The organism is Pantoea sp. EEL5 (assembly GCF_049892805.1).
Taxonomy (GTDB): domain Bacteria; phylum Pseudomonadota; class Gammaproteobacteria; order Enterobacterales; family Enterobacteriaceae; genus Pantoea; species Pantoea ananatis.
In genome coordinates this window covers 19,930-38,388 of the sequence record NZ_JBNDNJ010000008.1, presented here as the reverse complement: position 1 = coordinate 38,388, position 18,459 = coordinate 19,930, and the positions used below count along the sequence as shown (strand labels likewise).

At 46.6% G+C, this 18,459-nt stretch carries 17 protein-coding genes; 3 read left to right on the top strand and 14 right to left on the bottom strand.

The window, feature by feature from the left end:
- Positions 1 to 13 precede the first annotated feature (13 nt).
- Together ACPXSQ_RS21045 and ACPXSQ_RS21040 are read left to right on the top strand one after the other, a co-directional pair.
- Positions 14 to 619: a GNAT family N-acetyltransferase gene (locus ACPXSQ_RS21045; RefSeq protein ID WP_426144335.1), complete on the top strand. Its 606-nt coding sequence runs from the start codon at positions 14 to 16 to the stop codon at positions 617 to 619.
- Positions 620 to 725: 106 nt separating this feature from the next.
- On the top strand, positions 726 to 2,060 hold the full coding sequence (locus ACPXSQ_RS21040) for an RES family NAD+ phosphorylase (RefSeq protein WP_426144333.1): 1,335 nt from the start codon (positions 726 to 728) through the stop codon (positions 2,058 to 2,060).
- Positions 2,061 to 2,099: 39 nt separating this feature from the next.
- Here ACPXSQ_RS21040 and ACPXSQ_RS21035 read toward each other — a convergent pair whose 3' ends face one another.
- From ACPXSQ_RS21035 to ACPXSQ_RS21005, 7 genes are all read right to left on the bottom strand, one after another.
- A complete protein-coding gene (locus ACPXSQ_RS21035) occupies positions 2,100 to 2,882 on the bottom strand; it encodes a site-specific integrase (RefSeq protein ID WP_426144331.1) in 783 nt (260 codons plus the stop codon).
- Positions 2,883 to 3,395, bottom strand: a complete 513-nt coding sequence (locus ACPXSQ_RS21030; RefSeq protein WP_426144329.1) for a hypothetical protein — start codon at positions 3,393 to 3,395, stop codon at positions 2,883 to 2,885.
- Positions 3,396 to 3,455: 60 nt separating this feature from the next.
- Entirely contained in the window at positions 3,456 to 3,584 is a 129-nt protein-coding gene (locus tag ACPXSQ_RS21025; RefSeq protein ID WP_426144327.1) for a hypothetical protein, read from the bottom strand.
- A 34-nt stretch (positions 3,585 to 3,618) separates the two neighbouring features.
- Complete coding sequence (locus ACPXSQ_RS21020) at positions 3,619 to 3,933, bottom strand: hypothetical protein (RefSeq protein WP_426144325.1); 315 nt, start codon at positions 3,931 to 3,933, stop codon at positions 3,619 to 3,621.
- A 721-nt stretch (positions 3,934 to 4,654) separates the two neighbouring features.
- Positions 4,655 to 6,265, bottom strand: coding sequence for an alpha/beta fold hydrolase (locus tag ACPXSQ_RS21015; RefSeq protein WP_423461587.1), 1,611 nt, complete (start codon positions 6,263 to 6,265; stop codon positions 4,655 to 4,657).
- Complete coding sequence (locus tag ACPXSQ_RS21010; protein ID WP_423461586.1) at positions 6,244 to 7,431, bottom strand: MFS transporter; 1,188 nt, start codon at positions 7,429 to 7,431, stop codon at positions 6,244 to 6,246. Before ACPXSQ_RS21010 ends, ACPXSQ_RS21015 begins: the two co-directional genes overlap by 22 nt.
- A complete protein-coding gene (locus ACPXSQ_RS21005; RefSeq protein ID WP_423461585.1) occupies positions 7,424 to 8,911 on the bottom strand; it encodes a hypothetical protein in 1,488 nt (495 codons plus the stop codon). Before ACPXSQ_RS21005 ends, ACPXSQ_RS21010 begins: the two co-directional genes overlap by 8 nt.
- 1,119 nt (positions 8,912 to 10,030) lie before the next feature.
- Between ACPXSQ_RS21005 and ACPXSQ_RS21000 the strand changes: the two genes are divergently transcribed.
- Positions 10,031 to 10,576: an AAA family ATPase gene (locus ACPXSQ_RS21000; RefSeq protein WP_423461584.1), complete on the top strand. Its 546-nt coding sequence runs from the start codon at positions 10,031 to 10,033 to the stop codon at positions 10,574 to 10,576.
- 323 nt (positions 10,577 to 10,899) lie between these two features.
- Here ACPXSQ_RS21000 and ACPXSQ_RS20995 read toward each other — a convergent pair whose 3' ends face one another.
- From ACPXSQ_RS20995 to ACPXSQ_RS20965, 7 genes are all read right to left on the bottom strand, one after another.
- A complete protein-coding gene (locus tag ACPXSQ_RS20995; RefSeq protein WP_426144321.1) occupies positions 10,900 to 11,691 on the bottom strand; it encodes a tyrosine-type recombinase/integrase in 792 nt (263 codons plus the stop codon).
- A complete protein-coding gene (locus tag ACPXSQ_RS20990; protein ID WP_426144319.1) occupies positions 11,681 to 12,556 on the bottom strand; it encodes a hypothetical protein in 876 nt (291 codons plus the stop codon). The genes ACPXSQ_RS20995 and ACPXSQ_RS20990 overlap by 11 nt, the downstream gene beginning before the upstream one ends.
- A 474-nt stretch (positions 12,557 to 13,030) precedes the next feature.
- Positions 13,031 to 14,275, bottom strand: a complete 1,245-nt coding sequence (locus ACPXSQ_RS20985) for an MFS transporter (RefSeq protein ID WP_426144317.1) — start codon at positions 14,273 to 14,275, stop codon at positions 13,031 to 13,033.
- Positions 14,268 to 15,170 carry a GNAT family N-acetyltransferase gene (locus tag ACPXSQ_RS20980; protein WP_423461581.1) on the bottom strand — a complete coding sequence of 301 codons (903 nt, stop codon included), beginning with the start codon at positions 15,168 to 15,170 and terminating at the stop codon, positions 14,268 to 14,270. Before ACPXSQ_RS20980 ends, ACPXSQ_RS20985 begins: the two co-directional genes overlap by 8 nt.
- The gene (locus ACPXSQ_RS20975) at positions 15,170 to 16,099 is read right to left on the bottom strand and encodes a JmjC domain-containing protein (protein ID WP_426144314.1); all 930 of its coding nucleotides are present in this window, start codon (positions 16,097 to 16,099) and stop codon (positions 15,170 to 15,172) included. Before ACPXSQ_RS20975 ends, ACPXSQ_RS20980 begins: the two co-directional genes overlap by 1 nt.
- Positions 16,096 to 17,265, bottom strand: a complete 1,170-nt coding sequence (locus tag ACPXSQ_RS20970) for a JmjC domain-containing protein (protein ID WP_426144312.1) — start codon at positions 17,263 to 17,265, stop codon at positions 16,096 to 16,098. Before ACPXSQ_RS20970 ends, ACPXSQ_RS20975 begins: the two co-directional genes overlap by 4 nt.
- A 17-nt stretch (positions 17,266 to 17,282) precedes the next feature.
- A complete protein-coding gene (locus ACPXSQ_RS20965; RefSeq protein WP_426144310.1) occupies positions 17,283 to 18,392 on the bottom strand; it encodes an arginase family protein in 1,110 nt (369 codons plus the stop codon).
- Between the last annotated feature and the right edge of the window lie 67 nt (positions 18,393 to 18,459).

Sequence of the window (18,459 nt, the reverse complement as noted above, 5' to 3'; positions counted from 1 at the left end):
CGAGGGTGAATCTTTGGAATACATATCTAATAAAGACAATGATTTAAATAAACATATCTTAGCTCACGTTTTTTTTAACGAAGCTAAAGGGATAATTTCTGATATTGCTTTACAGCCGGGTTTAATACTTCCCTTTATGACAATAAGTGAGGAAAAGTATGACTTATGCATTCAGCATGTGGCTAAGATTTTCTACTCATGCTTTGCCAAAGGGGAATTGAAGCTCATAGTTAACGCATCTGAAAAACAACTCAATGGCTATGCCATTTTTTTTGAACATCCAGATCCGTCCTTTGCACGATACTGTCATAAAATATTCGTATATGAATCTGCCCGAGGAAAAGGGATCGGTACTCAACTGACTAATGGCCTGCTTAGTGAATTAAGCAACATGACACTTATCTGTACACCCGAACTTGTTCCATTCTATGAAAACTGTGGCATGCAGTTTGGAGGATACTTTGAACTGCCTGAAGATTCTGAGGATTTCAGTTTTACAAGAGGCATGTATCACGGTTTAGCCGTGATGAATAGCAATGGCATTTCCGGGCCTGCGCCTGTTTTCATGCTTAACGACAATGATATAAAAAACCTTATCAAATTGATTAGCTCCGAATGACTTTCATTTATTGATTTATTTACAGCCGGCCAGCACATAGACTGTAACCTATCAAATATTCTGATGACTTATACTACAATACATGCTTTGATTTAAAGGTGCCAAAATGGATGATGAAGAAAAAATAATTTGTCACAACTGCATCGAAGATGAATACGTGAGCGAGTTAATAAAAATAACGGGCGAAGAAAACACCACCTGTAGTTACTGCAATAAAACTACCAGCACTATAGCGATTGGTTCAGTAGCAGACATGATGCACAAGGTGTTTAATGATTATTATAGTTCCCATCATGAAATTGAGCATTATTCCTTTGGTTCAACCGCAGAAGAAATCATTTGCGAGGAACTGGGAACTGACGAAGAAGCCAGTTCAGATATATTTTCTTTTCTTTATGATAAACATAACGAGTATGACTATGAGGTATATAGCGAGTTTTATGTTTATGTTAGAGATGCATATGAAATTACGGAATTTGACTTTACATGGAAGAAAATAAAAACTTCGCTTGAAACTGAAAGTCGGTATTTCAATGATAATTTGCGTGGTTTCTTTGACGATATATTTTCCGGCGTTGAGCAGGTATTTAACTCTTCTGGTGCAACAATAAAAACTTTAGGCCCTGGTGATGTGTTTTTTCGGGCCAGAGTTTTCAATGATTATGATGAGATTAAAGCCGAACTGGAGCATCCTGAAAGAAATTTTGGACCGCCGCCTTCCGCTAAAGCACGCGCAGGAAGAATGAATGCCCCTGGAGTACCGGTATTCTATGGTGCGACAAGTAAGGAAACTGCTATTGCAGAAGTCCGTCCAGCCGTGGGCAGTACAGTTGTCGTCTGCCAGTTCAGACCGGTTCATCCCATGCGCATTCTCGATTTATCTGCTCTTGAAGATATTGTTATCAAGGAAGGCAGTTTGTTCAATCCTGAAACCCGAAAACAGATAGATATAACTTCATTTCTCAAAACTCTTTCAAGGAAGCTGACCATTCCTGTTTCAGCTGCCAGATCTGACAGTGAATATCTTATTACGCAGGCTGTATCGGAATACCTCAGTATTTCAGCGCCTTTAGAACTTGATGGTATTATGTTTCATTCTACCCAAAGTGAGCATCCCACTGAAAAGAGGGACGGGAAATACAATGTTGTTCTTTTCAGAAAATCTTCAAGAGTTAGGAACGGGGCTGCTGATGGTATTAAATATAAGGTCAGTCTTTATGAAAATGCCGAAGATGACTTTTATGAACCACGTGCTTCCATCGTCCCCATGGATGAATATAAATTAAATAAGATACCTGAATCAGCACTTTACAGATTATTCAAAAAGGCAGATCTTCAAATGGACACATCCAGCATTGAGGTTCATACCGTAAAAAGCGTTCTGTATGTCACAGATGCACAACCGGTAGACCTCAAAAATGCAAGCATGAATGACAAGTAATTACCCTATACTTTTTAATTAAGTACAAAGTTGAACTGGTCAGCTAGCCCCACCTTTCAATATGGCCACAGCCTCATTGCCCGGCATCGAAAACTGCACGCGGTGCCGTGCCGCCACGTCCAGCGCAAACACCTTCGTGTACACCTCGGTTGACTTCAGGCTCTTGTGGCCCATCAGGCTCTGCAGCGCCTTCAGCGGGATCCCCGCGTAAAGCATGTGCATCGCGTAGCTGTGCCGGAAAGTGTGAGGCGTCACCGGCACCGAGAAGGTCACACCGTCGGCCGCAGCGGCCGCCACGGCTTCGTTTATCCAGGTCCTGACGGTGCGGTCGGCCACGCTCCAGAGCCGCACCTTTTCCGTCCGGCCGGTGTCGGGATTACGCCGTTCGACCGGGATCCGCAGCGTGGCGACCATCATCTCCAGCTGAGCGATGTACTGCGGATCGGACAGCGGAACCAGCCGGTGGGGCACCACGCCGGACGGTGCGCGCCCGGGGCCCCGGGCAGCCTTCTCGCCACGTTGTTTCAGGGTGGCCAGCTGCACAAACGGATGGGGCGGCGTCAGGGTGAAGTCGGCCCGCGTCAGGGCCAGCGCCTCGTTGATGCGCGCGCCGGTGTTCCACATGGTTGTCAGCAGCATCTTCCGGTGCAGATCCGGCACATAGTGCAGCAGGGCGCTGACCTCCGGCGCCAGCAGGTATTTAGGCAGGTCATCGATCAGCTTTGCCATTTGACGCAGTGCAAGCGCCGCTGGGTAGTCGATAGCAACCGGCAAAGCCGATATGGCCGGTGTTGTATTCCCAAAGCTAATAAGGCTTGTCATTTATTCTGTTTCATCCAGAACCCAAGGTGAAGGCAAACTGCACTTAATCATCATAAGAGCAATAATGGCATCGCATTCATCGTACAGTTTACGAAACAGTGTTGTGGCATTAGGCAGGTACTCAACTTCGCTCAGCTTATCAAGCACCTCGTTTAGTTCACGTTCGTACTGCCTGCGCAGCAAAGGAAGGCGGTGAACTCTTAAAAGCAGCTCACCATCAAGCGAAGTCCAGTCTCCCTTCACTCCAGAAAAATCTGGCATGCCCGGCCTGGGATTCATAATCCTGCTTTCTTCCCCGGGATCGCATGAAAATTCATAGCAAATGTCTCGATACTCGGCCAGAATGATAATTACCTGACTGCCAATAAATGCTCTGTCAGATGCAAGACGTTGTGCATTTTCGACAGACTCTTTTCTAGCACTAAGCCACTGCGTCACAACGCCGCCAGCTATCGCCAGCGCTCCACCAAGTGCAGCGGTGCCAAAGTTAACCCATGCAGGTGTATCAGCCATTACCATTCTCCTCACTCTGTAAATCCACGGTTTTATTTAAATCAAGCCGATAACGCTGTATCACCCTTCAAAAACAATCGCCGCCCCGGCGGTGATCAGCCCGGTGGCCACGTTTCCCCAGATGGGCTGCCCCTGGACCGGATGTGATGCCGCTAAGGCGATGCCGTCTGCCAAAATACCTGCTGTCAAAAAATGGCACTCCCTACTGTTTAATAGTCCGTATTCAGAAATAAAGAGTATCAAGCTGGAACAGCAATTCTTCAGTAAGCTCTGTAAAACGCTTATCTGCAGAATCAACAGGAAAATCATTTCCATCTGCAGCATCTTTCCTCAGACGCCAGCCCCGGCCTGTGCCATTCCAGATGGCCAGCACATAACCATCAGAACTTGTCACGCTTCGTGAAATTGAATGTGCAATGCTGTCATCATCACCAAATACGCATCTCAACCACATCCTTGGGTTCCAAGGTTGAAGATAGGCGGCAACACACACAAGAGCTTCGAAATAGTTTTCTTCACACCTACAATCATCACACATGCAACTTCCTTTTATTACGTTTGCAAAATATCCCTAAAATAAATTATCACCAAGTCAACTAATTTTGATTACTCATGAAAAAGTGAAGACAATGTTAATAACGCACTTATCTGTGATCCTGCTAATATTCCCGCCCCGCAATTGCCGTAAGCCGTTCTCCGCCGGATCCGACTTTTTCCGTATCGGGCAGTAACCGGAAGGGTAACACGGCGGCGGGGCGGGCGGAAGCGGGGTTTTCCGGGGGGATTTCCGCTGACGCATCCCGTATGTGGTGTCATGTACAGCAAGGTTAGCCACAACATGTGGTTTACTGCGCAGAAAACCGCCGGTGGCGGGGAGAAGATCCGGTTCTCCCTTTTTTCGGATCTGCGGAAGTTAACAGAAGCGGTGTGTGCAGCATGCAGTGAATAAAGTCAAAAAGCAGCCTGTGACGGTTAATCACGATTACAGCAAGCCATTTCAGCATAAAGACAGGAATCCTGAACACAGAGGGTAAAAGCCGCTGTGTGCAGGATTTATGTCAGGAGGGGTTATTCCGTCATGAAGACGGACCGGTTGTGCGGGACAAAACGAATACGCTTGTATTTTTCATCCCATTTCAGCTTCCGGATAAAACCGGCGGCTTCAAGCTGGCCGGCCAGCTCCCAAAGTCTGTCTGAATAACCGGAAACAGCACTCATTGAGTGTGGGGTAGCCGACGGCCAAGAGCCATTTCGTCGGATTACGTTCTGCCTTCTGACAGTATTTGATACATAAAATCAACGATCTTTTTGCTCCTGAAAGGAAAATGGCTCAGGGAGGAATGTCCCCCGTCATCGATTGAACATGTCATGTTTTCCGCTTCGCTAAGCACTCTTAAAAGATCAAGGGCAGGCCGTATCGTCAGAATTTCATCCCGCCTACCAAGAATGAGCAGGGTTTTTCCGCTGAAAGTGTTCAGCGCACCTGCATAGCGTTTCATAACAATTTGCTCATTATCTGACTGGGAAAACTTGTTCCTGAAAAATTCAAGATCACCCCCTGCACCTATAACCCGTCTGATATGGTAAGGCATATCCAATAGCGGGTTAATCAGTACGCATCCTTCTATGTTTGCCTTGATCTCAGCCTTTCTGGCTATCAACTCCAGCAAAACGGTACCGCCGAAACTGCCCCCAAGGAAAAGCAGTTCAGTGCCGCTTTGGCTTCCATTTATCCATTCAATGATTGCCGGTATAGTCACGTTAAGGACATTCTGATCGGCTACTGTTCGAAAGCGTCTGCCGAATCCTGAAGAGCCGGCATAGTTTATAATATGATAGTTAACCTCCTGATCCCTGAAAGCATTAATTACTTTCGGCTGACGTGGAGTATCCCACTCACAGGATTCCGGACCACCATGAAAAAAAAGAACATTAAGTCGGGGATGATGTGATGTAACAAGGGAGGTAACCTTTATTCTCTCATTCTCATAATAAACCCTGCTACAAGCGAGCATGCCTGGAACAATCACACGAGAAATGCCGCTTACAGGATTGTATAAGAAAATTCCTTCGCGGCTGCCTGTGACATATACCAACGTATCTTTACCGTCGCGTAACAGACTTGCCGAGCCATACAGTTCATCTCCGATTCTGATAGTCTGGCCATTTATGGCATCTATCTCCGCAATCTTTTGTTGACCACTGTCCGCAACTGAGAGGTAAAAAACTTTTTTTTCTAAGTTGAAGGAAGCTGAAAGCACTCCGGAAAAAGGGATCGGAAGCCTGAAGGCAAGTTCATTTACGAAAGGAATAAAAATAGTATCATGGCCGTCCTCTGCTTCTGAAGACACAATCAGTCCGGCCTCTGAAACAGAAAGGATTTCGTCGAAAAATAAGTTATCAATACCCTCGCCGAACCAGGCGTAGTTCTTTTCCAGATCTATATGGAGGCCAGAATAGTGGTATATCATACCTGGAGCATAATTTGTCGTAGCAAGATCAGTTTTAATGATTTCTCCGGAACCATTATAACACTTGATTTCAGTATTATTTTTTTCTTCTGAAAAAAAGAGAAAAACAATGATTTTGTCATCATCAAAAAGTACGGAAAGATTCTCTATATCCTCACTAACATCAAATGAATGGCAGGAAATATGATTACTAAAAAAACAGAGTTTCTTATCATTAACCGTTTCCTGATAAAGGTAAAAAGAATCGCAGCAGAAAGAAAAGTCCAACTCTCGAGCGGACAAATCTTCAGATGAAGTTTCGAAACTAAAAAAATTCCCATCATAGTCTGAGAGGAATAACACATTCCCCTGCATGAACAAGGGCGATAATTTAAACATTAACTGTGCGTTTCGTTCCATTCTTTTCTTTCACTTAATTTTGAGCAGGAAACAATCATAAAAGAGGCAAAGAGTATGAGCATTATAAAAATTAAGGAATGGTTAGCCAAAATCATTCCCTTGTAAAGATAGGGCATGGCAATGCCACCTGCTACGTCTCCAGTCAAAAACGCGGTCTGACGGATGCCAAATATTGCCATGGAATTACCTTTATTGGCAATTTCTACCTCTTTCATGTCGATTAACATCAAAAGCACTGTTCTGAACATATAGAAAGTTACAATACTGATGCTGTATAATAGTGATTCATTGAGACCAAGAAAACGGAATGAAACATAAAGAGAAAAACAGGTCAATGCAGTAAATACTGCCAGTGAATAGTTTCGCCCTGCATTTTTGCTTAAAAATATGTAAAGATTCTTAAGCAAAAAACCGGAAACAACGCCTAAAGAAATAACCAGACCTATTTCCCCCGGTGACAGTGCAATATTTTTCAGATAAACCGGAATAAGAGGAATAATTACAGCCCAGCAGGCACCATGAACAAAAAATGCAAAAAAAATTGAGGTGTAGAGTTTTTTATTCACAGCCCTGAACGCTTCTCTGGCAGAGATTTTTTTTCCTGCGCTAACAGATTCTACTTTTTTGATTTCCTTCTCACCAGGGAGAAAAAACGTACCCACAACGGTTATAACCCCGGTAACAATAAGCGTTTGCTGATAACCATCTTTAAAAAAAACAGCTAACAGGCTAACGAGCAGACCTGAAATAAGCGCACCCAGGCTCTGAGAAAGTGTGTTAATGTTTCCTGTCTGCAGTATTACCTGTTTTCTCTTTTCTTCACGCACTTCAAGAATGAGCCCTTTAAGAGCGAGACCGGTCACACTGGCGCCTATACCGGCAATCACTCCTGTCAGTACAGCGACAGAAAAATTAACAGGGTAAGCCCGCAGGATAAGGCCTGCCCCGTAAAAAAGATATCCTAATAGCAAAGCGTTTCTTATCCCTGCTTTCCTGATCATTGAGGCATAAATCATAGAAAAGGTACCAGCCACCGCCATTGCTACATAAGATGCAGAGAAGAGGCTGAGTTTTCCCTCAATATTCCAGTAGAGAGGCTGGATAGTTTTAGACATCCACATTGGAAAAAGAAAAAGTATATTAAGTAAATATATTTTTTTAAGCATGCTCATGATCGTTTTGGATTTGTGCGAGGTTCAGCTTTAATTCAGAACTCGCCGGGAAAATATCAATACCTGCACGAAGAGTATTGGCCGCGGCTTCCAGAGACTGATGGGAGTCACTTTCGGCCTTGAGAACGATCCATTCCGGAAAAATATGGAGGTCACGTTTAGGTTGCATCATATGTAAGTTATTGTAACAGCTTCGTTGTGACTGCATATACGCATAATTATAAGCAGTAATATCATCGCCGGTCAGTTGCCATGCAAGCTCAGCATGAGTCTCAGCGAGTTCATAATTTTCTCTATCCGCAAGGAAAAGGCTGTAATAGTAGTGGCTGTCACTGTGATAAGGATTAAGCCGTAGCGCTTCCTTCAGACATGTTTCATAAGCAGACAGATCACCTTTTTCAAGAAGGCATAGTCCCATCTCTAGATGATATTCCGGAAATACATAATCAATCTCCAGAAGCTGCTTATAACAATTTATAGCTGAATCAAAATCTCTGATTTTTTTATAACACTGGCATACATTATAAAGTATGACTGACCGGTGCATGTGGTGTTTGGGGGTATCACTTGAAAGGGTCTCAATTCCCCAGTTCAGTAAACTGATAGCCTCACTAACTTTACCTTCACGGAAAAGAATCAGACCATATCCGTTACGGTTAAAGACAGTATAAAATTCCCTGTCCTCTTTGCTGAGTGAGTCAAGCCCTCCATTCTGTATATAATCATAAGCTTCTGTCAGATAATATTTTCCTTTTTCAAGATTACGTTTCTCTTGCTTGTGATGCCTGAGATAAAGCATTGAAAGAGGATAGTTCGCCACCACTAAAGCCAGAGGGTCATTTTGCTCTTTAATCTTCAGATAATAGTATTCCGCTTCAATAGGCTTGTTAACGCAGTTTTTTATAGTGCCGATAAGGTTAGCATTTGCTGTTTCAAAACTTTTAAAGTACTTTAGGCCGTGCTCCAGAAGGTACTCAGCGCTAAACACGTCGCCGCAGTTAACGATTTTTTTTATGCCGCCAATAACAAAGTGCTCGTCTCCTGAATAACCTCTGATTAACTGTGTAATAAGATTTTTTTCATTCTGGGTCAGTTCATTTTGTGATTTCTGCTCCGCAAATTCTTCAAATGCGGTTTCTACTTTCATTCTGCTCAGCGCCTGAGCAAAGTGTCTGATCAGCACTGATTCAGCGTGAATCAGATTAATTCTCACTTCTTTTGTACCGCGCTCAGCTATTTTTTTTGCAAACTCACTGACCTTTTTAAGGGTTCTGTCGGCCAAAAAATACCGGATTTGGTTATCCGGATCCATTTTATCTGTTAGTGAAAGCTCGGTTCTGTCTATATTTTCAAGGGGGTAGAGGAAATTTCTGTCATGGACAGTGAGAGCTTTATCATCAAGAAAGTGGAGAACATAATGACGCAAAATAAGGTATTCTAGGGGAATGCTCGCTGCGTAACTGTTAAGGTCCATTTCAGCTCCTTTTATGCATAAAAAAGGAGGCCGCAGCCTCCTTCTTCGCCATATTACGCGTTGTACATTACTGAGAAATCAACACGTTTGGTAGTTGGTTTGCGTTTGATCATTTTCATGATTGTATCCTTTTAAAAGTTATTTATCGGGAGTTACTGAGAAGAAACGCTACTCAGTTGCTATGAAATTAATGTTTACCCTGGCCCAAGTCAAAAAAATTTATAAGCTTAGAAACCTTCTGTTTTATAAGAAAAAAATTTACTTAAAATTACAAAAAACAGCAAAATCATTTAAAAACAGCATATTAAAGCGTAAAAATGTGCAAGCACAGTATGTTGGAAATGTTTCAAAACGTTGAATTGTAAAATTAAACATAATAAATACTTATCAAACCCCCGGATTATCACCACCAAAAAACATAAAAAACCTTGTCTGATAAAGGCTTTCAATAAAGTAACATTAAAGATACCACTTTGTTATAAATGTAAAATTATAAAGAGATTTTACTTAGTGTTTGTTCAGTATTCGGGGATTGAAACGCCATCCCGTAATATATTGTTCTGCTATTGACAAATGTGAGTGTTCATAATTCAGCATTCAAATGTACGGCGTCTCATTGAAATCAGGATTATCTCTGAAAAGCTACGAACTCTTAGTAGTGATAATGTTGCCAGACAAACACCAGGCTATTCACATCCCCTGGCCCGTTTTATCCTAAGGGCTAAATGGCCAGCCTGTGCTGCACGTCGCTCATTTCCTGGTTAAGCACCTGCGTTTGCTATATAGCTGCAAAAGTTTTAAAAGCCGCTAAGTCTGATGCCACTTCAGGACTTCATATAAAGTAATTATATGAACACACATAGCTAATTTAAGTATACCTCCTGAATCTTCCCCCTGGCACCTTTCACGACAGTACTATGACATTTTGCAGGCTGGACCCTTTATTTAGGGGTAAATACGCTTTATTTTCTCAGCCTATAAACCACAATTCATCCCTGACGTTTCCGGTCAGCCTCAGCCGCTCAGGCCCCGTTCGCCAGTGTCTCAGGGGAGGGCAGATAAGATAGATATGTTAAGATAGCCGGGTTTACATGGGACACGAGTGATCGGGGGTGATTTATGGATATATCAGTGTCACTGGAAGAACTCGGCCATCGCATCTGCATTTTGGGCCCCTCCAACAGCGGTAAATCCACGCTGGCCAGCGCGATAGCAGCCAAAACATCTCTGCCTTTAATCCATCTGGACCAACTCCATCACCAGCCGGGTACAAAATGGATCCCCAGGAAATCAGAAGATTTTCATCGATTACATACCGAAGCCGTGAACACGGAAAAATGGGTGATGGATGGTAATTACACGAAGTGCTTACAGCAGCGACTTGCGCGTGCCACTGGGCTGATACTGCTGGATGTTTCGATGCCTCTGGCACTGCTGCGATATATAAAGCGGTGCTATTCGTCGATTCCCAGAATCGGTGGTCTTTATACCGGAAAGGATAACGTGACCTGGGAAATGCTCAAATACATCACGCTGACTGCGCCTAAAAACCAGCTCCGTCACAGAGAGCTTTTCTGCAAAAGCACTCTTCCCAAAGTGATGCTGAAGTCATCCCATGATATCAGTGCCTGCTGTCAGCAATGGGGGCTGGAATTACTCCGCTGAAAGTAATACACAGCAGTACGCCTCGTCTTTTGCAGGCCCCGGTTAAAAACGATGTAAGTTCACGGCAGCAACAGTACACCATTTCTGTGCTTCACCGGCATCCGGTGACTTTTTACGCAGGCCGTGGTATTTCATGTTGAGCCGGACGGTGCGTGACATTTTCCCCCGGGACGTTGTTCTGCAACTGCGCCGTCCGGTCCTTCCCGTGAATCCCGTGCGGGACGACTTTCACTGGATTAGAATTTTACTCGACAGCCTTTTCTTCACAGCGTACCGAAACGGCCGGGTAGAGGTGCACATCCTGAAACGCGGGGTATTGGCTGTCAGGTTTTTTTAAGAATAGCCACTGCGTCGGTTCCGGGCATGTGAAACTGCACCCGGTGACGCGCCGCCACATCGAGCGCAAAGACCTTCGTGTATACCTCAGTTGACTTCAGGCTCTTGTGACCCATAAGGCTCTGCAGCGCCTTCAGCGGGATCCCCGCGTAAAGCATGTGCATGGCATAGCTGTGCCGGAAGGTGTGCGGCGTCACCGGCACCGAGAAGGTCACACCGTCAGCCGCAGCGGCCGCCACGGCTTCATTGATCCAGGTCCTGACGGTGCGGTCGGCCACGCTCCACAGCCGCACCTTTTCGGTCCGGCCGGTGTCAGGATTGCGCCGTTCGACCGGGATCCGCAGCGTGGCGACCATCATCTCCAGCTGGGCGATATACTGCGGATCGGACAGCGGAACCAGCCGGTGCGGCACCACCCCGGACGGCGCGCGCCCGGGGCCACGGGCCGCCTTCTCACCACGTTGTTTCAGGGTGGCCAGCTGCACAAACGGGTAGGGCGTCGTCAGGGTGAAGTCGGCCCGCGTCAGGGCCAGCGCCTCATTGATGCGCGCGCCGGTGTTCCACATGGTGGTCAGCAGCATCTTTCGGTGCAGGTCCGGCACATAGTGCAGCAGGGCGCTGACCTCCGGCGCCAGCAGGTATCTGGGTAAGTCGTCAATCAGCGCAGCCATCTGTCGCAGCGCCAGCGCCGCCGGATAATCGATCGCGACGGGCAGTAAAGCAGGGGTCACCGCGGACGCCTGTGTCGGGTAAATCTGCAGATCAGTGTTAATGGTCATGTCTCCGTTGTGACGGGTTCCGGTCATCAGGCAGGTCGTCCGGCCGGCCGGCCTTCGTTCTTTTAAACAGGCGGTCTGCCCTGTTCAGCAGAAAAAACAGCCCGGCCCACAGCCCCGTGACAAGACGCACCTTCCACTGACGTTCAGTCAGGAAGCAGATACGTTCAGCCTGCCTTGCCACTTTCGCCTTCAGGTAATCAAGCTCTTGCTGCTGTTGCGTGCACGTCCGGCTCAGCTCGCTGACGGCCAGGTCCAGGCGAACGGCAGCCAGCGAAGAGCGCCGGCCTCTGGGGAACCGGAGATCACGGATACGCAAAGAAAAGGACTTATCACTGTTCTCTGCAAACCGGAAACCCAGCCCGCGCCAGAAGTTCTCACGCCGCAGGTAATTTTCTTCATCAGCATCGTCCCGGACTGAAAGTTTGATACGGCGGACACGCATATCCGCGGGCAGGGTTCTGGCCCAGCAGACAAGCTGCTGCATGATCCAGGATCCCAAACCGCGCCCCCTCAGTCTGCTGTCAATAACGAAATCCCCGCCGGTCAGATCCAGAAATGAATACTCACTGCCGTCCGGACGGACGAAGGTTTTCAGCACAGCCGCAAAAGTCTGGTTCAGGAGACTGCCCTGATACTGGCTACTGAGAAAAAGCGAGCAGGAATGCTCAGCCTCATAGCGATCGCCGCCGCACGGACGGAAAATTTCCGAAACCGTCCGGACAGCCACGATCGTGCAGGCCGGTACAAGATGTCCTTCTGCCCGTGTTTCCGGCAGAGTCAGCAGCCACGCGTTTTCATCTTCATTAAACCGCATCTCTGCAGATGCGCTGGCCTCACCCGGCAGCTCGTGAGTAATACGGTCCATCCATCCTCCTTTTGCCTTAAAGACGATCCACCCTCATGTGGTGCCCGCACTGAGCAGCGACATGGTTCCGTTTTAAAGACTGTCAGAAACCGGAGCTGAGCTTCAGGCAGCGATACAGGACGCTGGGGAAATAACAGATCCCGGAACTGCCCTCTGTTCATCAGAACCGGTACCGCCTATTTACGAATGCCGGTACGTTAAAAAAGGCTTCATCAGGGTCAGCATCCCGGACTGTTGCGGGATTAATCCGAATCTGATGAACGGCCTGATGCGTTTTAAATGATTCAGGGGAAAGTTAGACCGGGGGTAGAGCTTTTACATACGAAAACCGCCCGTGATATTGCACACCGATAACACCAATCCCAGCAGAAAAGAGTCAGCACTCCTGTGCTCAAGGAATTCTCCCTGTCAGCCCGTTGACGGGCTCTGCACAGAGTAAAGGCCCGGTAATCCCGGTGCAGGGCCTTCCCGGCTTTAATCCACCGGCGCAGCGGAATTCTCCATTCCGCAACGGGCTGCATTTTTTTTCAAGTAAAGATAAACATTAAGGGCAAGCAGAAGAAAAAGCAGGACGGTATCAGCAGATAAAACCCAGGCAATTTCACCGGACTGCAACGCTGTACCTATAGTGGTCATCCCGAAGAATGTCACCACTGAACGCGGAACGCGGAATGCGGCCATGGTCTGGCCATATTCACCTTCATGACTTGCAGCCCTGACCTGACCGGCAATAAAAATTGACCACCATACTCCCGTGAGTTCAAGACAGAGGGCAAGAGAGGGAAGAAACCACGGCTTTTTGTCGTAGTCCCAGAAAGTAAGTAAGACCGCTCCCGAAAAAATAACTAAAAAGGTGCACAGAAAAAAACGCCACCGGAAGTTAACCGTAGTTTTTCCCACCGAGCGGGGATAAAACCACGAAGCCAGGCTGTCAAGAATGCCGCTGATCGCGCCCAGAATAAAAACAGCAGCGAAAGGTGTGGTACCTAGTGAAAATGCAATCACGTCAAAATTGGTATTAAACGACGTCTCCGTAAACGCCATCACGCACATAGCCAGCGCAAGAAACCAGTTGCGTTTAAGGCACCGGAAAGTCTGACGATAGATCCCGGAGAAGTCTCTTTTATCCGTCTCAGGGACAGCCTCATCCGGACCGGCGCAGCTCTTACCGCGGATCAGGGGAAGAAGAGTAAGGGCCGAAAGGAGGAAACAGCCGGCGGCCACACTGAAAAACAGGGAGGGTGAATAGCGGTCATAAAGGGCGGCAAGCACCAGTCCGGTGACGAAAACGGCGATCCCGCTGATATATGACGCCACAGCCACACTCGTTTCATAATCCCTGTGAAGTTCAGGCAGCAGATACTGATTAACGATAATCGTCGCAAAATTTACGGTGAGAGAAAGGGATATAACCAGTACAGGTGTGACTACGAGACTGAAATGCGACTGGTTTCCGAAAGCGAAAACCAGAAAGCCACAACACGCCTGCGCAGTCATCAGCCAGAAGAACCGGTGACGGCTCCTGTCGATGAGCCGCCCGGCCAGAGGCCCCCACGCCAGGCTAGACAGCGCAGTTGAACCAATCAGTACTGAAATAAAAAGGGGGTCGGTTTTGATTTTAACCAGATAAAAGGAAAAAAAACCCAGATAAAGGCAGAAACCGAGTGTGGACAAGAGTATGAAAAGACACAGCGTAATCTGCCGGAAGCTCTTAATCATGCACATCTTCCCTATCCAGAAAAGCATACTCCATCACCCGCTTTCTCCCGGCACGCTCAGCGGCGCGTATTGAAGGATGGTTACTGCTTTCAATGGTTCCCCACAGAGATGCCGGTGTGCGGAGCGTGCTGAGAAAAGAAAGTAAGGCCTGTTGTGCAGAACCCGCAACGTGCTTTCCTCGAAAGCGCGGAATAACGATCTCTTCGGTGATCCACAGTCCTGATATAAACGCCCTGCGTCGGTTCTCACAGATGATAAAACCGGCATGCGCCCCTTCATAAACTATGATGAACAGGTTTCCATCCTTAATGGCATCGCGAATGTCTTCTTCATCTGCAGGAAACACCTTATCCTTCAGGAAAGGATAGCGGGAATACGTCCCTGCATAGGCCAGTTCCAGAGCCTGAAGGCACCACTCAGCTGACTGTGGGCAGGCCCGCTCAATGCAGACAGTCTGGCCGCTGATAGCCGCTTCATTTCTTTCATGCATGCTTTCGCCGACATAGAAAAACTGATCGGCACAACCACGCGTATCCTCAGACACGGGCCGGAGAACGCGAACTGAACAGGCGCCCATGGGATGCCATACGTCCAGTATTGAGGCCATTGCCCGCCGGGTCAGAGGAGCAGAGCTGGCGACCAGATCAATGAACGGCTTCTTCAAATCGCCGCCTCTGTATCGTGGACCGGTGAGGTAGTCATTACCGTCGCAGGAAACGATTTTCTGAAGAAAAAAATCCTGAGGCAGGCCGGTCTCCCGGAAAGGAAAGTTTGATGAAAAATTGCTGTCCTCACACCAGAGCAGCTGTTCATCAATATAGTCTTTCATGCCGTTTCTGAGTAACCCGGAGTCAACAGGCAGCCTGCTGAACTGCTCAACCATGTAATCAAGCATTAACTTGTTCCTTTTATTTCCACGGGGATGCCTGTTTTATAGAAAGAAAGAATGAGGTTGATGACGTCTTTTCTGTCAGCTCCGGGGCGTGCAGAGAAACTGGTGAGGCTCCGGCGTTCAAAGATGTGATGAAAGACTTCTTTCGTTAATTCAAGGACATTTTCCCTGTAAGTGAACCGGATGTAAGAATCCTCCTCATCCAATAAAACATCCTGCCCCGTATGCAGTACCGGTTCAGCCCCCCCGAGCAGATTGCCTATACTCCGGAAAAATGTCACCGCTGAGACATCGCCAGGGTGATCTCCTGCAGACGCGGGTTCGGGGAAAGCAGGGAAGGATGACACCCCGTAAACGAGCCCTACCGTCAGGTGCAGCGACTGGTGTCCGTCTTCCGTAACCGGGTCATGAAGCATCCCTTTACGGACGAAGAGAATATCGCCTGCTTTTAACGTTATGTCTTCGTGTTCAAACCTCCATTTTTTCTTACCCGCGAGCTGCACGATGACCACATCATGGTCATCAGTGTGGGCACCGGCACCGGTGCTGCCAGCGGGCGACCAGTAAATATTATAGTGTGAAAGGATCCCTTTTTTATCAGCCAGATAAGTGTACAGAGAAAAGTATTCCGGCATCCTTTTCTCGAGGTGGTTGAATACAATGGTCCGCTTACGAAGCAGCATAAGGGCCATAGTGTAAAATCCCAGTATTCCGTCAGTACACGTCTCACTGGCAGGATAGTAGACATCGCCACAGCAGAGCAATTTGATGTCTTTTTCAGGATGACGGATCCCGCGAAAAAGATAGTGAAGTGAGTAATTAAATAAAGCCTCAGAGAAGGAGGCATTTCCCTCTGACAATACGTAGTCCTTTTTAAAAGGTTCAGTGTCTGTCAGCAGAGCCGTCAGCTCATTCATTGGAAAGGTAATCATACCAGTACTCCGGTGCGGATCAGTTGCGTGATAACCTTATTGAGAACACCTTCCGCGTCAGTATCACGGAATTCAAAGCTGAAACCAGATCTGGCCATCTCATTTTTAAGATCAAACAGCTTGTCCGCCACTTCATTTCTGACTAAAAAATCTTTTCCACGGAGGTATATCCGCGTTGAGCTGCCTTCCGTTTCACCGAAGACGATGTCACCATGATATTGATAAGGCCTGTTAACGGTCATTCGGGCGGGTGAAGTATATTTGAAATAACTGTTACTTTTGAGCCGGTTTATTAGCCGTGCCAGACCTTTGTGTGCAATATCACCGAGGCTGTTTTTTGCAGAGTCAGGAGGGATAACGGCTGTAATAATATCGTTAACGTCAGCTTCGGCACTCAGAGGCAGAGTGATATAATGATCCTCGGTATCATGGACAGCCAGGAAATCTGACAAAAAAGACGTCAGTAATTGTGATCGTTTCATTTCATAAGGAGCAATACCCAGCGTGACGGAAAATTCGGGATTTTCCAGAACATGATACCAGTTCTGAGGAATAAACAGCGCATCCCCCGGGCGCAGAGTGACCTCCGTCGCCCATGAGAGGGTTTCCTTCAGATTAAAGGAGTCAGACTTCACCACCGGCGCAATGTCTTTTATGGCCGGATCCCACACCCATGCTTTTTTGATTCCGGGGCCGAGGTGGTAAAGAAACGTATGCTCCTGATCTTTGTGAATACCAAATGGTGTCAGGCTGTATCGCCCCATGAAGCTGTAAACATCAATCCCCTGGCTCGGAATACCGTATTTCTCAACCCATTCTTTATTGAAATCCCGGTTAATTTTCTGTGCCAGAGAGTCGGACCATCCGTTAAGCCCGTTAATAACGGCACAAAAACTGGAGGCGCCGGTTATTCGCTCAAGCCATTCACTGAGGCGCTCGTCTTCGCGAGGGGGATGATTCGACACACTGTAACCAAAGTCATCACGGGTGCCATTATTAATAAACACACGGGCATTGAGCAGGCTTTCTGAAATACTCCTTCTTTTACGGATAATATGCTCTATATCGGCAAGCAGCGCGCCAGGATCCGTCAGAACTCCTGCCTGATGGTAGAATTCATTGATATTAAATTCTGTCAGGTGACCGGTTAACATGCTTACACACATCTTTACCTCCTGATATATCAGCTGATAATGAGAGAAATTATTTTATCCAGCAAGGGCATTTCATGGTTAAACGGATTTCCTTTTTTATCAAAACCACAGGTGAACTCCATGATATCGGCACCCACGACGGAAAGGCATGAATTCTTAATCAGGCTCAGAACATCCGTTATATTTTCCTCGTTCATCCCCTCATCCAGCGGCGTCGTGACGTGCGGAAAAACATCAGGATCAATCACGTCTGCATCAAAACTTATATAGACATTTTTCCCCTCGATTAACGACGCAAGCTTTATTTTATCGCCGGTGCTCATTACTGCACTGAACTGATTAATGGATGAAGATTGAAGATAATCCATTGAATATCTGATTGTTTTCTCTCTGACACCAATCTGTATCACTGACCTGATTGCGTTATCAGCAATGAGTTTTGAAACAAAATTTGCATGGTAAAGAGGCGCGTTTGACTTATCCGTGCTGGTATTGATATCGGAATGCGCATCCAGTTGTATCAGCACGAGTTCAGGGATAAACCGCGCGGTTTCTGCCACGGAAAAATAAGTCAGCGAGTGATCGCCACCGAACATCATCGCTTTATTGTTTTTCGCTCTGATTTTGGCGACAACATGCTGAATTTTCTCCCCGAAGCTGTATATATTATCAGTTGTACTATAAGCGATGTCGCCAACATCCCTCATTTCAGCGTGGTTGCGTCCTAATTTACGGTAAATATAGGGGCCATGCGCCGGCGATCTGGGGGGGTCTAATGCAAAATCTGCCGGGGCACCAAAAAAGCACCAATGATCCTGCGGGCTGTCAGGTATGGATAATGCCACCTTTTGTATTCGCGCAGGGTTATACAAAATGCCGTCTTTTAGTAACTCATCGTCCTTCCGGGAGATTAATATATCGTTAAAGTACAGAAGTGAAGTAATTTCTTTAAGATGCGCATTGTCTGTCGAAAGCAGGTCTTTAAAGTTTATGTCCTGTTCTGTTATTTTTCTTAAAAGCTGATACAGCTTACCACTGACCGTCACACTGACTCTTCTTTCATTAAGCGTGAGCTCAACCTTGTCACCTTCTTCGTTGATAACCGTATTTCTGTTAATAACAATATCATCTTCATGCATATTTCACCCCCGCCATGGATAAAAAATAATTACCTCATATTCAGGTAATTTCAATATCCTTTTCCAG